Origin of the sequence: Kitasatospora sp. NPDC056327 (genome assembly GCF_042261735.1) — a bacterium.
GTDB lineage: Bacteria > Actinomycetota > Actinomycetes > Streptomycetales > Streptomycetaceae > Kitasatospora.
In genome coordinates this window covers 1-16481 of sequence record NZ_JBHJRC010000096.1, presented here as the reverse complement: position 1 = coordinate 16481, position 16481 = coordinate 1, and the positions used below count along the sequence as shown (strand labels likewise).

The window sequence follows — 16481 nt, the reverse complement described above, 5'->3', positions numbered from 1 at the left end:
CACAGGGGCCGGGGACGGCTGGTCACGGTGCACGGACTCCGGTTGGGGTCAGGTGGGTTGGGTGAGGGGCCGTTCTTCGGTCAGCTGGTGCGGCAGGGTGCTCCAGGGGTTCTGGCCGGCTCCCGGCACCGCGCAGCCGACCCCGGCCCGGCGGGCGGCGATCAGCGCGGCGGCGTCCGCGGCCCGTTCGGCGGGCACGTCGTAGACCAGGTGGCAGAACCGGGCGGCGGCGTGCCGGCCGGTCCACAGCGGCAGGGCCAGTTCCTGGTAGGCGCCCCAGTCGCCCTCGAAGGTGACCAGCAGGTCGGCCAGGCCGACCTCGGCGTACCCGGGGTCCGGGTGGTCGCCGTGGCCGAACACCACGGTGGCGCAGCCGGCCGCGCGGGACGCGGTGGCCAGCCGCCGGTAGTGCGACAGGGCGCCGGCCGCGGCCGACACCTGGTCGAGGTAGACGCCGGTGATGCCGTGGCGCTGACGGTACGTCAGGATGTCGTTCACCACCGCCGCGTGCGGTCGCCGGCCGTAGTCGGTGTCGGCGTAGCCGAGCAGCGGGAGGCCGGCCTTGCGGAGCTTCTCGGCGGCCTCGGTGAACACGGGGTCGGGATCGCCCGGACCGTCGGCGAGGTTGAGCACGACGGCGGCGATCCGCTGCGGGTCGGCGGCGGCGACCGCCTGCCAGGCCGCCGGGTCCACCGCGGGGTGGACGTACAGCGGCACCAGCAGGCGGCCGTCGGGGTGAGTGCCCCCGGTCATGCGGTGACCAGCGGTTCGGTGGACGCCCACAGGTCGCGCAGCGTCTCGTCGAGACCGGTCTCCGGGTGCCAGCCCAGCGTGCGGGCGGCGGCCGACACGTCGCCCTGCTGCCAGGAGACGGCCGCGGAGCGCTCGGAGCCGGCACCGCTCTCGTCGATCCGGCCGGTGAAGCCGGCCGCCGCGACCAGGCCCTCAGCGATCGCGCGGACCGGCCGGGCCCGCCCGGAGGCGAGGTTGAGCACCCGGGGCAGCGGCCCCGGGGCGGCGACCGCCAGCGCGACGGCGCCGGCGACGTCCCGGGCGTCGACGAAGTCCCGGTGGGCCGAGAGGTCCCCGACCCGGACCACGCCGTCGGCGCCCTCCGGCGCGGCGCGGCGCAGCTCGGCGGCGAGCCGGCCGGGCAGCGAGCCGGCCGGGGCACCCGGGCCGACCGGGTTGAACACCCGGAGCACCACGGCGTCCAGCGGCGAACCGGCCACCGCGAGGGAGCCGGCCAGCTTGGTGGCGCCGTAGACGCCGACCGGGCGGGCGTCGGCGTCCTCGGCGAGTGAGCTGCCGGGGGCGCAGACGCCGTACTCGCCGGCCGAGCCGATGTGCACCAGACGCGCCCGCGGGGCGCCCCGGCCGATCGCCTCGCAGAGCACGGCCGGGCCGCGGGCGTTGACCTCGGCGAGGGTCACGGCGCTGCCGGACACCGCGCCGGCGAAGTTCACCACCGCGTCGGGGGCGAGCGCGGCGAGGTCCTCGCCGAGTTCCCCGGCCCCGGCGGTGGCCAGGTCGAGGCGGAGGTCGTGGTCGGGCCGCCGCCCGGCGGTCAGCACGGTGGCACCGGGCATGGTCCGCAGGGCGGCGGCGGCGTGCCGGCCGAGGAAGCCGTCGGCACCGAGGAGCAGGATTCTCACGCGGCCCGTCCGTCGTTCTCGGGGCCCGCCTGGACCGCGGTGGCGGCCGGCTGCCCGTCGGCGGCGTCGGGCGCGGTCCGGGCGGCGGGGATCGGCAGACCCTGGCCGTTCGGCACGGCGTACAGGCCCTCGCCGGCCGCCGGGGCGGCGCCGTCCGGCTCGCCCGGGAGCAGCAGCGAGCGGTTCAGCGCGAACTCGGCGTTGGCGCGGTCGTAGTCGTCCGGGCGGCCGATGTCGAGCCAGTAGCCGTCGAACTCGTAGGCGGACGGCGGGGTCCGGGCGGCCAGCAGGTCGAGCACCAGCTCGTCGAAGCCGAGCGGCAGACCGGGGGTGTACTTGGCGAGGGCCGCGCGGGAGACGCCGTAGACGCCCATCGAGACCCGGTAGTCGATGCTCGGCTTCTCCTGGAAGCCGGTGATGTTCCCGTCCTCGGCGGTCAGCACGCCGAAGTCGATCTTCACCTGGCGCGCGTAGGTCGCGATGGTGAGCGGGGCGCCGGACGCCTCGTGGTGCTTGAGCACCCCGGCGAAGTCCAGGTCGGTCAGGACGTCGCCGTTCATCACCAGGAAGTGCTCGGGCAGCCGGTCCTGCATGGTGAGCAGCGGACCGAGGGTGCCGAGCGGGCTGTCCTCGACGGCGTAGCCGACCCGCAGCCCCCACTGGGAGCCGTTGCCGACGTAGGCCCGGATGATGTGTCCGAGGTGGCCGATGGCCAGGGTGACGGTCTTGAAGCCCGCGGCGGCGAGCTGGCGCATCACGATCTCCAGGATCGCGTGCTGGTCGCCGATCGGGACGAGCGGCTTGGGAAGAGCGGTGGTGTACGGACGGAGCCGGACGCCCTTACCGCCGGCCAGGATCACTGCGTGCATGGTGGTTCCCCCACGGAAGTCGGAGCGACAGGGGCCTTCGGTGCCGGGAGCGGACGGAAGGCGGAGCCGGGTCAGACGTTGTAGATGTCGGTCTTGTAGCGGGCCAGGTTGGCCGGGTCGCGGAAGAACTCGATGGTCTGCTCCAGGCCCTCCTCCAGCGAGTGGGCCGGGGCCCAGCCGGTGGCGGTGCGCAGCCGGGTGGCGTCCGCGACCAGACGCATGACCTCGGAGTTGGCCGGGCGGATGCGCTGCTCGTCCTCCTTGACGGTGAGGTCGACGCCCATCAGCTTGCCGACCAGGGTGACCAGGTCGCCGACCGAGATCTCGCCGCCGGTGCCGGCGTTGAAGGTCCGGCCGACCACGGTCCCGGCGGGCGCGGTGCCGACCGTGCGGAAGGCCAGCGCGGTGTCCTTGACGAACATGAAGTCGCGGGTGGGACGCAGGTCGCCGAGGGTGATCTCGGTCTCGCCGGCCGCGATCTGGGCGATCACGGTCGGGATGACGGCGCGCATCGACTGGCGCGGGCCGAAGGTGTTGAACGGGCGCAGGGTGACGACCGGGGTCTCGAAGCTGGCGTGGTAGCTGTCGGCCAGCCGGTCCCCGCCGGCCTTGGAGGCGGCGTACGGGGACTGGGTGTTGATCGGGTGGTCCTCGGTGATCGGCACGGTCTGCGCGGTGCCGTAGGTCTCGCTCGTCGAGGTGTGCACCAGACGGGGGATCTCCAGGTGGCGCACGGCCTCCAGGACGTTCAGGGTGCCGGTGACGTTGGTGTCCACGTACGAGTGCGGGGCCCGGTAGGAGTACGGGATCGCGATCAGGGCGGCCAGGTGGTAGACCGCCTCGGTGCCCTTGACCAGGCCGTTGACCGAGCCGGGGTCGCGGACGTCGCCGAGGACGATCTCGACGGAGTCCAGCACCTCCTTCGGGAGGGTCTCCAGCCAGCCGAACGACGAGAACGAGTTGTACTGGACCATCGCGCGGACCTGGTGGCCGTCTGCCACCAGGGTCTCGACGAGGTGGGAGCCGATGAATCCCTCGGCTCCGGTGACGGCGACGCTGCTCATGGGTATTCGCTTCCTGTGTTCTCTGGGGACGGGCCGTACGGACCCGGCCGGGTGGTGCGACGGTGTGGTGACCCGGCCGGGTTGGTACGGGTGGTGCTGTTCCGTCGGTGCTGCTCCGGGCTGCGCCGGTCAGCCGTGCGTGGTGGGTCAGCGGTGCTTCGTGGTGCGGCCGAGGACGGGCCCGGCGGTGGCGGTGAGTACCGCCGCCGCGCCCCCGCAGCCGATCAGCTGCAGGACGGTCGGATCCGCACCCGTCAGCAGCCCGGCGCACTCGGCGCCCGCGGCTGCCAGACAGATCAGGGCCGTGCTCCAGCTGAGCCCGAAGGCGTTCAGCAGCAGCGCCAGCCAGAGCGAACCGCCCAGCAGCAGCAGTGCGCCGAGCTCCGGGACGCCCAGCGCCGGGGCGCCGGGCCAGAGCACGGTGGCGGCTGCGTCCAGGGCGGCCACGGTGGTGAGGTAGATGAACAGGCAGCCGAGCAGCACGCCACCGGTGCGGCGGGCGAACTCGACCGGGGTGTGACTGGTGCGCAGCGCGGCCACGGCCATCGCCCGGTAGCGGAAGAGCAGCCACTCGGCGAGGCCGAGACTCAGGGTCAGGGCGATCATGGCCGGGCCGGTGGGGCTCGCCGAGGCGCCCTCGGCGCTGCCGGTCCGCACCGCCTGGTGGATGGTGACCCCGAGGCCGGCGATCAGGGTCAGGGTGCCGACCGCGAGCCCGAACAGCAGGTGCGGGATCTCCTTGTGCAGCGGCAGCCGCAGCGGGACCGGTTCCTTCTCGCCCCGCCGGCAGCGGATCAGCTCCCGGGCGGCGAGCCCGACGGCCAGGCCGAGCGAGGCCAGCAGCACCGAGGTGCGGACCGCCTGCGGCACGTCGACCGCGAGCACCACGCCCGCGCCGACCGCCGACGGTGCCAGCGCCAGCAGCAGGAACTTCTCCCGGCCGAGCACCAGCAGCGCGGTGGCCGCCGCCAGGTAGCCGGACTGCCCGGCGGCGAACCAGAGCGAGCCCAGCGGGCCGCCGACCACGTACCCGGCGGCGGAGGCGATCAGCGCGCCCACCGGCGCCCCGATCGCCAGGCAGGTCGCCGAGGAACGCCGCCGGCCGCGGCCGAGCCAGGCGTAGGCGCGGTGCGCCAGCGCCTGGTTCCACGACCAGCTGACCAGGGTCGCGACGGACAGCGCGAGCATGCCCGAGGGCAGTCCGAAGCGCATCCGGTCGGCGGCGAACAGATTGGCGCCGAGCAGGTAGCCGAGGCCCGGCAGGGCGAACACCAGACCGCGCACGACGCACCGCCAGGGGTCGGCGCGCCAGGGGTTGGCGAACTCGGCGCTCGGCCCGGGGTAGCGGCGCTCGACCCGTTCGAACAGCTCCTCGGCGACGGTGAACGCGTCGGGGCGGCCGTACAGCAGCCCCGCCTGCTCGTCGGAGAGGCCGTCGGACTCCAGGATGGCGGCGATCTCGTAGGGGTGGACGGCGTCGGCGCAGATGTCCCGGAGCCGGTCGGCGAGCTCGTCGAGCGGGTCGGGGGAGAGCTGGAGCTGGTCCGCCTCCGGTGCGGAGCGCTGTGCGGGCAGGCTCGGCCGGCGCCGCTTCAGCGGGAGGACGCGCAGCTGGACGGTCTCGTCGGGTTCGGTCGGCACCAGACGCAGGGGGCCGCTCATGCTCCCACCTCGCTGCGCTCGGCGGCCGCTTCGCGGGACGCGCACCTGTCGATGATTCGCTGGCCGCGCTCGTTCATGCCGTCACCTCGCTGCGCGCCGGGAAGCCCGGGCCCTGCTCCCAGCCCGGGTCCGGCGGGCCGTCGGTGACGTCGACCACGCCCTCGGGCAGCCAGCGGGCGGTGCCCAGCAGTTCGGTGTAGATGCCGCGGAAGCCGTCGATGTTCTGGCGGAGCGTGAACTGCTCGATCACCCGCAGCCGGGCCTGCTCGCCGAGCCGGGCCCGGCGCTCCGGGTCGCGCAGCAGCTCGATCGCCGCCGCGGCCATCGGTTCGGGCTCGCGCGGCGGGACGACCAGACCGGTGTCGCCGACCGCCTCGCGCACCCCGCCGACGTCGGTCGAGACGGTGGAGCGGCCGCAGGACATCGCCTCGATCAGGGTGAACGGGAAGCCCTCGCTGATCGAGGAGAGCATCACCACGTTCCCGGCCGCGTAGGCGTCGGTGATGTCCGCGACCCGGCCCTCGAAGACCACCGAGTCGGCGGTGCCGAGCTCTGCGGCCAGGGCCTCGCACTTCTCGCGGTAGGCCTCGCCGCCCTTGGGCGTGCCGCCGAACAGCCGCAGCCGGGCGTCGGGTATCTCGCGCCGCACGATCGCGAACGCGCGGATCAGCGTCTCCAGGTCCTTGATCGGGTCGACCCGGCCGGCCCAGCTGAGGGTGGGGGTCTCCGGCTCGGGACCGGCGGGCGGGAAGGCCGCCGGGTCGACGCCGTTGTACACGGTGCGGATGTGTGCGGACGGCGTGCCGCCGCGCTCCTCCCAGCGCCGGTTGTACCGGTTGCCGGGGGTGACGAGGGCGGCCCGCCGGTAGCTCTCCTCGGCCAGCATCCGGTAGAAGCCCAGCAGCAGTGCCTTGACCGGCCAGCGGTACGGGCCGGTGCGGTAGCCGAGGTAGCGCTCGCGCAGGTAGATGCCGTGCTCGGTGAGGAGAAACGGTACGCCGAACTGCTGGGCGGCTATCAGCCCGGGCAGCGTGGCCAGACCGCCGCTCGCCGCGTGCGCCACGCCGTCGCGCGGCGGCTGGGCGGAGAGCGGGCGGAGCGCGTGCTCCAGCAGGTCGGTGGCGTTGAGCGCGTCGTTCATGGTGGGCCGGGAGACGGCGGTGGAGAGGTACTCGCGGGTCCACACGTGCTGGAGGGTGCGCAGGGCGCGCTCGCTGCGCAGGGCCGGGCTGAGCAGCCCGCGCTGGGCGAGGTCGGCGAAGCCGTACAGCTCGGTGCTGAAGTGGGTGGTGTAGACCGGATCCAGGAGGGAGTGCAGGAACCGTTCGTAGGCGTTGAGGAAGCGCCGCATCTCCTTGCCGCGCGGCGGCTTGCCCTCCGATGCCGGGCCCCAGAGCGGTGCCGTGGTGACCGACCGCACGTTGGCGGGCAGCTCCCAGGCCAGCGGCTCGTGACCGGTCCCGGTGACGGCGATGATGTCGAAGTCGACGTCCGGCATGCCTTGCACGAGCTGGTCGCACCAGACACTCACGCCGCCGTGCTGGTGCGGATACGTCCCCTCGGTGAGCAGGGTGACGCGCATCTCCCTCCCCCCTCCTGTTCTTGCCTCAAGCTCCGGCCGGGTGGGCCGGTTCGGGTGGTGCCGGTGGCGGCCGCCGCGTCGCGGCCGCCACCGGGTTCACCTGACTAGCGGTTGCCGGACGTACCGGCGGTCTTCCGCACGGGTTCGGCCTTCCCCCCGGAGGCCTTGCCGTGCTGCTGGGTGCCGCCCTTGCCGGGCGCCTTCCCGGTGTTGCCGGCCGTCGTCCTACCAGCAGTGGTACCAGTCGCGGCGTCCTTGCCCGCAACCGGGGCCCCACTGCCGGGCACGAGGGTCGGCGCGTCGGTGCGGTCGGTGTCGCCCGGACCGGCCGGGACGGCGTCCGCGGTGCCCTGCGGAACGACCTTGGTGTCGGCCGGCGCCGGGGCCGGGACCGACTTGGCCGCGACGCTCGGGCTGGTCCCGGCCGGAGCGGCCGGGGTGCCCGCGGCGGGCAGCTGGAGCTGGACGCCGCTCTGCAGCTGGCCGGGCTTGACCCAGCCGGAGAGCGCGCCGGCGTAGGCGGTGCCGAACGCGGCGGTGCCGATCGCGAGCTGCTGGACCGTGCCGGTCGGCATGGTCGCCTGGACCTGGACGCCGGCCGGGGCGGTGACCGTGACGGTGTCGCCGACCCGGTAGGCGGTGACCTGACCGGAGCTGATCGCGGTGTTCCAGGCTGCCCGACGCTGGAACTCCAGGCCGAGCTCCTTCTGCGCGAGGTTCACGATCGGAGTGTTGTCGGCGTGCAGCGAACGGTAGGTGGAGAGGATCTTCTCCAGCACCGGGTAGACGATCCGGTCCTCGGACAGGTTCGACTGGTGGATGAAGTGCGGCCGCGGGTCGTTGTTCAGCACGTGGCCGAGGTCGATCCGGGCCTCCAGCGGAACGATGTACGACTGGAAGCCGGTGTTGACGTCCAGCGGGGTCGGCAGGCAGGTCGAGTTGGCGTTGACCTCGCAGACGCCGCTGCCGCCGTTGGCCTGGCTGGTGTAGATCCAGTTGTACTCGTCCGCCTCCTCCTTGGCCGTGGCGGCGTTGTAGAAGATGTTCATCGGGTAGCGCGGGACGGTGAGCGCAGCGCCGACGGCCCGCTGGGCGGGCTCGCGGGAGGCGTCGCTGGCGGTCCACTTGACCCCGTTGGCGGCCAGCGAGGGCGCCAGGTACGGGTTGTCGCTGGTCTCCTGCGGGGCGGTCAGCAGACCGGAGTGCTCACCGGTGACCAGCTCGGTCTTGTCGAGCTGCAGGCCGCGGGCGGCCGCCCAGTCGAGGTTGTTCTTGATCTCGGCGGTGACGGTCGCCTGGTTGACCCAGACGGTCGCGCCCGACGCGGACTTGGTGCACTTCCACGGGACGACCGAGACGTCCTGCTGGCAGCCCAGGTACGGGTGGGTGTAGGTGTGGTTGATCCACCGGTAGCTGTTCTGGTCGGCCAGCATCTGGTCCACCACCGGATCGGTGGTGGTCTCGTGGTCGGCCTTCCAGTCCTCGCTGCCGCCGCCGTTGAACACCATGTCCATGGTGAAGTTGTGGTCGATCTGCCACTGCTTGGCGTACTGCGCGTCGGCGACCGTCATCCGGATCGGGCTTGCGCTCTCCGGAGTGCCGGGGGGGCAGGTGACGTCGCCGGGGGTGCACTTGAGCACCGTGTCCCAGCGGTCGTCGGCGAGGAAGACGTCGTCGACGTGGGCCGCGAAGTAGTTGCGGTCGTAGCCGAGGTGGACGCCCTGGGTTATCCAGTCGACTATGCCCCGGGCCAGCAGGCGGTACTGCTGCTGGTACTGGTTGTAGACGAAGGTGACGACCAGTTCCTTGCGGCCGGCGTGGGTGTACTCGCCGACCAGCGAGCCCTTGGCGGTGCTGCCCGGGATGGGGACCTCGACCAGCGGGGTGAAGCTCGCGCCCGACGGGAAGGTGGCCAGCGGGGTGGCGAGGTAGCCGTAGCTCTCGTTGACCGCCGGGTCGTTGTCCTCGAACGGGACGCTGCCCTTGAGGTAGTTGAACGGGCCGCTCAGACCGGCCGTGGTGACCTCGCCCTGGAAGCCGTCCAGCTTGCCCATGTAACCCGGGTTGACGGCCCAGTTCAGGCCGACGTCGGGGCGGGCGTAGGTGTAGGCGTCGACCTGGCGGACGCCGAACGCGGCCTCGTAGGTCGCGATCGCGGCCATCTCCGCGGAGCCGGCCGCGAACGGGTTGTCGTTCGGCAGCACGATGCCCTGGTACTTGCCGCGGGGCTGGCCGTTCACCGTGTCGCTGAGGAAGGCCGCGTCGATCACCGGACGGCCGGTGTCGTTGAGGTCGACCAGCTTGTACGGCGTGCCCTGGTTCTTGAGTTCGGCGGCGATCGCGGCCGTGGCCGGCCCGCCGTCGCTGATCACCAGGACCGTCAGGTCGATCCGGGGCGTGGTGGTGGTGGCGTGCGCGATGGACGACTGCAGGCCTCCGGCCAGCAGGACGGCGGCCGCGCACGCGGCGACTCTCCGGGTCGCTCGACCCATGTTGTCATTCCTCCCCTGGGCAGGGCGCTCCGCTGCGTGCGTGACCTGCCCTGTAGCTGTTCGCGGGCAGCAGGCTGCCCGGCGCCCATCCTGGTGGAAGTTCCGTTCCAGGTGGGACCGAATGGGCAGGAGTGCAGCGAATCTGTTACCAACGTTCATGGTCAGGCCATGAGGGCGCTGATTGTGGCCGAAACCGCACCGGCTGCGCAAATAATGAATTAAGAATTAAAACCCGGAACCCAGCGTCACCGCTGCTCACCCATCGTGCGATCCGACGGATGAACCGGACCCTACACTGGCGGCGTTGCACGTGACACTCTCGCACATCCTGCCGTTTCGATGGGCAGGTTCATGCAATATCGCTCAGTGTTGTACAACGTCACCGTCCGAATATCCAATGGAGGTCGTCGAGTGACCGAGCAGCAGACCGAGACCGCCGCAATTCAGGCAGCCCGCAGCCTGGGTCTGCTCGGCGCCGTGAACGCCAGGGATCTCGGGGGCTACCGTACCGCCGGGGGGCCGGTGCTCCGGGCGGGCGTGGCGCTGCGGAGCGACGGTCTCGTCAGGCTCACCGACGAGGACCTCGGCCGGCTGACCGCGCTCGGCCTGCGGCGGATCGTCGATCTGCGCAGTCCGGACGAGGTTCGCGACGCCGGCGCGGACCGGCTCGCCGAAGGCATGACGATCCACCAACTTCCGGTTTTCGCCCCCGCCTTCGATCTTCACGCTACTCTGCGGGAGGCTCTCGCGAACGGTGATCCGGACAAGCAGCACACCCTGCTCGGCGACGGCCGCGCCGCCGCGATGATGACCGGTCTCTACCGTTGGTTCGTCACCGACCGGATCGCCCGCGAACGGTTCGCCGGTGTGCTGCGCCTGCTGGCCGACCCGGGCGGCGCCCCGCTGCTGTTCCACTGCTCCGCCGGAAAGGACCGCACCGGCTGGACGGCGGCGGTGCTGCTGACCGCGCTCGGAGTGGACAGGGAGACGGTGTTCGCCGACTACCTGCTGACCAACGAGCGGTCCGCCGTCGTGGTCGACGCGGTCATGGCGAGCTTCCGGGAGCGCGGTCTGATGCGCGACCCCGGCCTGCTGCTGCCGGTGTTCCGGGCCGAACGCGCCTACCTGGAGGCGGCGTTCGCGGAGGTCGCGGCCGGCTGGCCGGACTTCGGGGCGTTCTGGGCGGACGGCCTCGGGCTGGACGAGGCCGTCCTGGCGGGCCTGCGGGCGAACCTGCTGGAGCCCTGAGGGGCAGGGCGCCGGTCCGCCCCCGGTGGTGGGGCCGCGCCGGTCAGCCCTCGGTGGTCAGACCCTCGCGCAGCTGGGTGAGGGTCTTGGTCAGCAGCCGGGAGACGTGCATCTGCGAGATGCCGATCTCCTCGCCGATCTGGGACTGCGTCAGGTTCCCGAAGAAGCGCAGCATGATGATCCGGCGCTCCCGCGGGGGCAGCCTCGCCAGCAGCGGCTTGAGCGACTCGCGGTACTCCACGCCCTCCAGCGCGAGGTCCTCGTAGCCGAGCCGTTCGGCCAGCGGGCCCTCGCCGTCCTCCTCGCCCGGGTTGGAGTCCAGCGAACTGGCGGTGTACGCGTTGCCGACCGCCAGGCCCTCCACCACGTCCTCCTCGCTGACGCCGAGGCAGACGGCCAGCTCGGCCACGGTGGGCGAGCGGTCGAGGCGCTGGGAGAGCTCGTCGCCGGCCTTGGTGAGCGCCAGCCGCAGCTCCTGGAGCCGCCGCGGCACCCGCACCGACCAGCTGGTGTCCCGGAAGAAGCGCTTGATCTCGCCGACCACGGTCGGCATCGCGAAGGTCGGGAACTCGACCCCGCGCTCCGGGTCGAAGCGGTCGATCGCCTTGATCAGGCCGATCGTGCCGACCTGGACGATGTCCTCCATCGGCTCGTTGCGGCTGCGGAACCGCGCCGAGGCGTAGCGCACGAGCGGCAGGTTGAGCTCGATGAGGGTGTCGCGCACGTAGGTGTGCTCGGCGCTGTCCGGGTCGAGCGCGGCCAGCCGCACGAAGAGGGAGCGGGAGAGGGTCCGGGTGTCGAGTCCGACGTCCGGCGCGGTCGCCGCGCGCTGGGGCGGGATCCCCGCGGAATCGGCCGCCCCGGCGTGGATCCGCGCGACGTGGATCTCCGTGGTGCGGATCTCCGCAGCGTGGATCTCCGCAGTGCCCAGGTCTCCGGACATGCACCCACCCCCTCGTGACTGACGGTCCAACGGGCACCGCGGGCGGAACGTTCCCGTGCCGCCCTCGGCCCCCCTTCCACCCTGCATACCGGCGCACGGTCCCCGGCAAACCCGGGTACCGCGAGATGTCACACGGCGGTGACGCGCCGCCGTGGTCCGGCCATCGGGCCGTGACGGACCGGCGGGCGGTCAGTCCTCCCAGGAGTTGCCGGTCCGCAGTCTGGTGAGGATCCGGGACAGCAGCCGGGAGACGTGCATCTGGGACATCCCCAGCTCGGTGCTGATCTGGGACTGGGTCAGGTTGGCGAAGAACCGGAGCATGACGATCCGTCGCTCCCGCTCGGGCAGCTGCACCAGCAGGTGGCGGACCATGTCCCGGTGCTCGACCTCGGCCAGCGCGGCGTCCTCGTAGCCGAGCCGGTCGAGCAGCGCCAGCCCGCCCTCGTGCTCCTGGGCGGCCTCCAGGGAGGCCGCGTTGTAGGCCCGCCCCGCGTCCAGGCAGGCCCGGACGTCCTCCTCGGGGATGCGCAGGCTGGCGGCGATCTCCGGCACCTTGGGGGCCCGGCCGTGCACCACGGTGAGCTCCTCCATCGCCCCGCTGACCTGGACCCAGAGCTCCTGGAGCCGGCGGGGGACGTGCATGGTGCGGACGTTGTCCCGGAAGTAGCGCTTGATCTCGCCGAGGATGGTCGGCAGCGCGTAGGTCGGGAACTGCACGCCGCGGCCCGGGTCGAAGCGGTCGATGGCGTTGATCAGGCCGATCGTGCCGACCTGGACGACGTCCTCCATCGGCTCGCTGCGGCTGCGGAACCGGGTGGCGGCGTAGCGCACGAGCGGGATGTTGACCTCGATCAGCGCGGCGCGGACCCGCTCGCGCTCGGGGCTGCCGGCGGGCAGCTCGGCGAGCCGCTCGAAGAGCACCCGGGTGAGGGTGCGGACGTCGACGGCGGGGCGGCCGCCGGGGCCGCGCAGACCGTCCGGGCGGAGCTCCCCGGCGGGGCTGATCACGGCGGCCAGTACCTCGTCGTCCGGCGCGCTCCCTGGTGTCCGCACGGACACGTCACCCCTCCCAAAGTCGACAACGGTGGGGCCTGCGGACCGGGTGTCGCGACTCGTTCAGCACCTCGCCATGTCCGGCAAAACCGGTCATAGCATCACAAGGCGGGCGCACATCGGGCAAGTACCGCACGGAGGTGTGTCGATGCGCCGCCCGGAGTCCGGCGGACGGGGGAGCGGCGGTGCGGTGATCGTTCCGGGACGGAGCAAGGCGCCCCGCCCGGATGTCGGGCGGGGCGCCGGGGCCGTCCGGGGGACGAGCCGGGATCAGACCTCGATGTCGGCGATCACCCAGGTGGCGAACTCGCGCCACTGGGCCGCCGCGGCCTGGTGCGCCGGGTGGGTGAGGTACGCCTGGAGGGCCTCGCGGTCCTCGACCAGGCTGTTGATCGCGTAGTCGTGGGCGATGTCGCGGTCGGTGGTGTTCCAGCCGCACTCCCACTCGCGCAGCTCGGGGACGACCGGACCGAGCTCGGCGAACGCCTTGGCGCCGGCGAGCGCGCGCTCGTCGTCCTTGCTGACGCCTTCGTTGAGCTTGAACAGGACCAGGTGGCGGATCACGGTGCCGCTCCTCGCGGACGGGGTCGGATGTCGGGCCCACGGTAGCCGGTGCCGTCCGGCCCGCCGCAGGGGCCCGTCCCGCCGGGCCGGCGCGGCCTACTTCACCAGACCGGTCATGAAGGTGCCGACCGCCTTGGCGGCGTTCGAGATGCCTTCGAAGCCCAGTTGGACCAGCTCGGCCGCGCGGGCGGGCGAGGTGATGATCGTGTAGAGCACGAAGATGAGCAGGAGGACCATTCCGATCTTCTTCGCCTGCGCCATCCGGTGACCTTCCTCCCTGCTGTGGGCCGCCGTCGCTCGGTCCCCGAGCGGCCCGGTGCAACGGGCAGCTTATCCACCCGGACGGCCTACCGCGTGAGCGACGCGTTCACCCGGCGGGACGAAGGTCCCCGGGACAGGGGTCTTTCTCCGGGTGCCCCGGCCGGGAGCGCGCGGCAGGATGGTCCGTGTACCGGGAATCTGGCAGGAATCCCCGGTACGTGGATCCGGAGATCCCCGCTGTGGGACCGGGCGCCGCGACACCCCCCGACGCGGCCCCGGTTGTGGGACTCCGCCGGGGGAGCGGTCACTCCCCCCGAACCGCTCCCCCTCTTTCCAGGCTCCGTACTCGACAGGCGTTGGTGGTCATCGGCCGGCGGGTACGGAGCCCTTTTCCGCGCCCGAGGGTGCGCGGGAACGCCGAGGGCCCGTCCGGTTCACCGGACGGGCCCTCGGTCCTGCTGGCGGTAGCGGTGGGATTCGAACCCACGGTGGAGTTGCCCCCACACACGCTTTCGAGGCGTGCTCCTTTGGCCGCTCGGACACGCTACCGAGGGGAACTCTACCGGACGGGTGGCGCGGGAACGAAATCCGTATCGGGGAGGGCGGCCCGCGGTGGTCCGGCGCCGGTCCGGCGGTGGTCCGGGGGTGGTTCGGGGGTGGTTCAGCGGTGGGTGTCGAAGAAGGCGCGGAGCTGCTCGCCGCACTCGTCGGCGAGGACCCCCGGGATCACCTCGGGGCGGTGGTTGAGCCGCCGGTCGCGCATCACGTCGAAGAGCGAGCCGGCCGCGCCGGCCTTCTCGTCGAGGGCGCCGTAGACGACCCGGTCGATCCGGGAGAGCACGATCGCGCCCGCGCACATGGTGCAGGGCTCCAGGGTGACGACGAGGGTGCACCCGCTCAGCCGCCACTCCCCGAGCTTCCCGGCCGCCTCCCTGATCGCCACCACCTCGGCGTGGGCGGTCGGGTCGCCGACGGCCTCGCGCTCGTTGTGGCCGCGGCCGAGGACCTCGCCGTCCGGACCGAGGACGAGCGCCCCGACCGGGACGTCACCGGTGGCCGGCGCCAGCGCGGCCTCGGCGACGGCGAGGCGCATCGGCGCCGCCCAGCGGTCGCGGACCGGATCGGGGCGGACGGGGGCGGGCAGGGGCGGGATCGGGCGGCGGGCGGACTGCATGGCATCCAGTGTCGGGCATGGCGGTGGCCCGGCCGTCCGGGTGGTGGACACGGGGTGTTACCGGACGGCCTCCAGGACCTCGCCGCAGCCGAGCGCCTCGGCGATCTCCTCCAGGGCGTCGCCGGGCACCGCGCCCTCGCCGCTGAGGGCGATCAGTGCGTCGGAGGCGAGGCCGAACTCGGTCAGCAGGTGGGCGTCGCCGAGCGGGCCGACCGGGACGCCGCCGCGGCCGTCGCCCTCCTCGTCGTCGTCCTGCGCCTCGGTCTGCGCGTCGTCCTCCAACTCGGCGACCAGGTCGTCGAGGTCGCCGAACTCGCTCTCGCCGGCCTGGTCGACCAGCTCGTCGGTGAGGACGGAGCCGTAGGAGCTGCGGGCGGCGGCGGCACCGTCCGACACGAAGATCCGCGGGTCCTCCTCGCCATCGACCCGGACGATGGCGAACCAGGCGTCCTCCTGTTCGATGAAGACCAGGACGCTGTCGTCGTCCTGGGCCGCCTCGCGGGCCAGGTCGGTCAGGTCAGCGAGCGTCTCGACGGCGTCGAGTTCCGTCTCGCTCACGTTCCACCCGTCCTCGGAGCGGGCAAGCACTGCAGCGAAGTACGCCACCAGGGACACTCCCAAGATCTCGGTCTCGGCTGTCGGCGCTCTCGGGCAACGCGTAACTGGCCGCCCCCGCGCCAGAGGCGGTCCGCTGTTCGGACCGTCCCATCGGAATCGTGACAGAAAGCCAGGCTCCGCGGGGGGTGTTCTGCAGCGCGTCTTTGCAGGTCGTGTCGGAAGGCCCGGCCGCCGGACGGCCGCCGGAGGCCGGTCGGGAGCCGGACTGTGGAGAAGCGGTGGAGGGCCCGTCAGAAGCGGAAGGTTCGCATCCGCATCGCTTCGCGCATGCGGCGTTCCTTGGTGCGGCGGGGCTGCACCCGCTCGCGCAGTTCGCGGGCCTCGGTCAGCTCGCGCAGGAAGACGGCGCGGCGCCGGCGGCGCTCCGCCTCGGTCTCCGGACGGTCCGGGGGCGGGCCCGAGCGGCCGCCCGACGAGGTCGCGGCCTCGTCCGCCGAGCCGTGCCCGGGGTTCGGGTTGCTCGTCACAGCACCTGACTTTCCCAGATCGGCCGGGTTGATACCACAGGAGAGCGATCCGTCCGGGACGTTCGCGGTGAGTCACGGCGAGTCACGGTGGAGTGAGCACCCGCCGGAGCGGTCCCCGGCCCGCCCTGGCACGGCGTGTCGTACGGGCTCCCGGGCGCGGGCTAACCTCGATGCATGCGGATCCACGTCGTTGACCACCCCCTGGTCGCCCACAAGCTCTCCACCCTGCGCGACGAGCGCACCGACTCGCCGACCTTCCGTCGCCTGACCGACGAGCTGGTGACCCTCCTCGCGTACGAGGCCACCCGGGACGTGCGCACCGACGAGGTGGAGATCACCACCCCGGTGGCCGTGACCACCGGCACCCGGCTCTCCTACCCGCGCCCGCTGGTGGTGCCGATCCTGCGGGCCGGCCTCGGCATGCTGGACGGCATGACCCGGCTGCTGCCGACCGCCGAGGTCGGCTTCCTGGGCATGGTGCGCAACGAGGAGACCCTGGAGGCCTCCACCTACGCCACCCGGATGCCGGACGACCTGTCCGGCCGCCAGGTGTACGTGCTCGACCCGATGCTGGCCACCGGCGGCACCCTCGTCGCGGCGATCCGGATGCTGATCGAGCGCGGCGCCACCGACGTCACCGCCGTGGTGCTGCTGGCCGCGCCCGAGGGCGTCGCGGTGATGGAGCGCGAGCTGGCCGACCTGCCGGTGACCGTGGTCACCGCGGCCGTCGACGAGCGGCTGAACGAGAACGGCTACATCGTCCCGGGCCTCGGCGACGCGGGCGACCGGCTGTACGGCACGGCGGGCTGAGCCCCTCCGGACGGCGGAA

The 16481-nt window shown here is 72.8% G+C and carries 15 protein-coding genes, 1 tRNA gene and 1 pseudogene; 2 read left to right on the top strand and 15 right to left on the bottom strand.

The genetic code is table 11. The features are described 5' to 3' along the window. Positions 1 to 48 precede the first annotated feature (48 nt). From ACFCX4_RS16505 to ACFCX4_RS16475, 7 genes and pseudogenes are all read right to left on the bottom strand, one after another. Positions 49 to 753, bottom strand: coding sequence for a spherulation-specific family 4 protein (locus ACFCX4_RS16505; RefSeq protein ID WP_376142919.1), 705 nt, complete (start codon positions 751 to 753; stop codon positions 49 to 51). After that, positions 750 to 1655, bottom strand: coding sequence for an NAD-dependent epimerase/dehydratase family protein (locus ACFCX4_RS16500; protein ID WP_376142917.1), 906 nt, complete (start codon positions 1653 to 1655; stop codon positions 750 to 752). The genes ACFCX4_RS16505 and ACFCX4_RS16500 overlap by 4 nt, the downstream gene beginning before the upstream one ends. A 161-nt stretch (positions 1656 to 1816) precedes the next feature. Further along, positions 1817 to 2524, bottom strand: a pseudogene (locus tag ACFCX4_RS16495) (NDP-sugar synthase); the annotation flags it as partial. Positions 2525 to 2595: 71 nt separating this feature from the next. Continuing rightward, on the bottom strand, positions 2596 to 3588 hold the full coding sequence (locus ACFCX4_RS16490; protein ID WP_376142915.1) for an SDR family NAD(P)-dependent oxidoreductase: 993 nt from the start codon (positions 3586 to 3588) through the stop codon (positions 2596 to 2598). 147 nt (positions 3589 to 3735) lie between these two features. Continuing rightward, entirely contained in the window at positions 3736 to 5250 is a 1515-nt protein-coding gene (locus ACFCX4_RS16485; RefSeq protein WP_376142913.1) for a hypothetical protein, read from the bottom strand. 73 nt (positions 5251 to 5323) lie between these two features. Then, positions 5324 to 6832, bottom strand: coding sequence for a GT4 family glycosyltransferase PelF (gene pelF, locus ACFCX4_RS16480; RefSeq protein ID WP_376142911.1), 1509 nt, complete (start codon positions 6830 to 6832; stop codon positions 5324 to 5326). 104 nt (positions 6833 to 6936) lie between these two features. Next, entirely contained in the window at positions 6937 to 9324 is a 2388-nt protein-coding gene (locus ACFCX4_RS16475; protein WP_376142909.1) for a hypothetical protein, read from the bottom strand. Between the two features lie 411 nt (positions 9325 to 9735). On the opposite strand from ACFCX4_RS16475, the gene ACFCX4_RS16470 reads away from it, so the two are divergent. Continuing rightward, positions 9736 to 10572, top strand: coding sequence for a tyrosine-protein phosphatase (locus tag ACFCX4_RS16470; RefSeq protein WP_376142907.1), 837 nt, complete (start codon positions 9736 to 9738; stop codon positions 10570 to 10572). Between the two features lie 43 nt (positions 10573 to 10615). On the opposite strand, the gene ACFCX4_RS16465 is transcribed toward ACFCX4_RS16470, so the two are convergent. The 8 genes from ACFCX4_RS16465 to ACFCX4_RS16430 all read right to left on the bottom strand — a co-directional run bounded on the left by ACFCX4_RS16465 (position 10616) and on the right by ACFCX4_RS16430 (position 15652). After that, positions 10616 to 11515, bottom strand: a complete 900-nt coding sequence (locus ACFCX4_RS16465) for an RNA polymerase sigma factor SigF (protein ID WP_376142905.1) — start codon at positions 11513 to 11515, stop codon at positions 10616 to 10618. A gap of 189 nt (positions 11516 to 11704) precedes the next feature. Then, positions 11705 to 12520: an RNA polymerase sigma factor SigF gene (locus ACFCX4_RS16460; RefSeq protein ID WP_376142935.1), complete on the bottom strand. Its 816-nt coding sequence runs from the start codon at positions 12518 to 12520 to the stop codon at positions 11705 to 11707. Positions 12521 to 12838: 318 nt separating this feature from the next. After that, a complete protein-coding gene (locus ACFCX4_RS16455) occupies positions 12839 to 13132 on the bottom strand; it encodes a Dabb family protein (RefSeq protein WP_053645680.1) in 294 nt (97 codons plus the stop codon). 96 nt (positions 13133 to 13228) lie between these two features. Then, on the bottom strand, positions 13229 to 13369 hold the full coding sequence (locus ACFCX4_RS16450) for a hypothetical protein (RefSeq protein ID WP_320437731.1): 141 nt from the start codon (positions 13367 to 13369) through the stop codon (positions 13229 to 13231). A 483-nt stretch (positions 13370 to 13852) separates the two neighbouring features. Next, positions 13853 to 13942: transfer RNA gene (locus ACFCX4_RS16445), tRNA-Ser, on the bottom strand. A gap of 112 nt (positions 13943 to 14054) precedes the next feature. Next, complete coding sequence (gene tadA / locus ACFCX4_RS16440) at positions 14055 to 14567, bottom strand: tRNA adenosine(34) deaminase TadA (protein ID WP_376142903.1); 513 nt, start codon at positions 14565 to 14567, stop codon at positions 14055 to 14057. Positions 14568 to 14624: 57 nt separating this feature from the next. Next, complete coding sequence (locus ACFCX4_RS16435; protein ID WP_376142901.1) at positions 14625 to 15125, bottom strand: hypothetical protein; 501 nt, start codon at positions 15123 to 15125, stop codon at positions 14625 to 14627. A 290-nt stretch (positions 15126 to 15415) separates the two neighbouring features. Then, a complete protein-coding gene (locus tag ACFCX4_RS16430) occupies positions 15416 to 15652 on the bottom strand; it encodes a hypothetical protein (RefSeq protein ID WP_376142899.1) in 237 nt (78 codons plus the stop codon). 174 nt (positions 15653 to 15826) lie between these two features. Between ACFCX4_RS16430 and upp the strand changes: the two genes are divergently transcribed. Further along, entirely contained in the window at positions 15827 to 16462 is a 636-nt protein-coding gene (gene upp, locus ACFCX4_RS16425; RefSeq protein ID WP_376142897.1) for a uracil phosphoribosyltransferase, read from the top strand. The last annotated feature ends 19 nt before the right edge of the window (positions 16463 to 16481 follow it).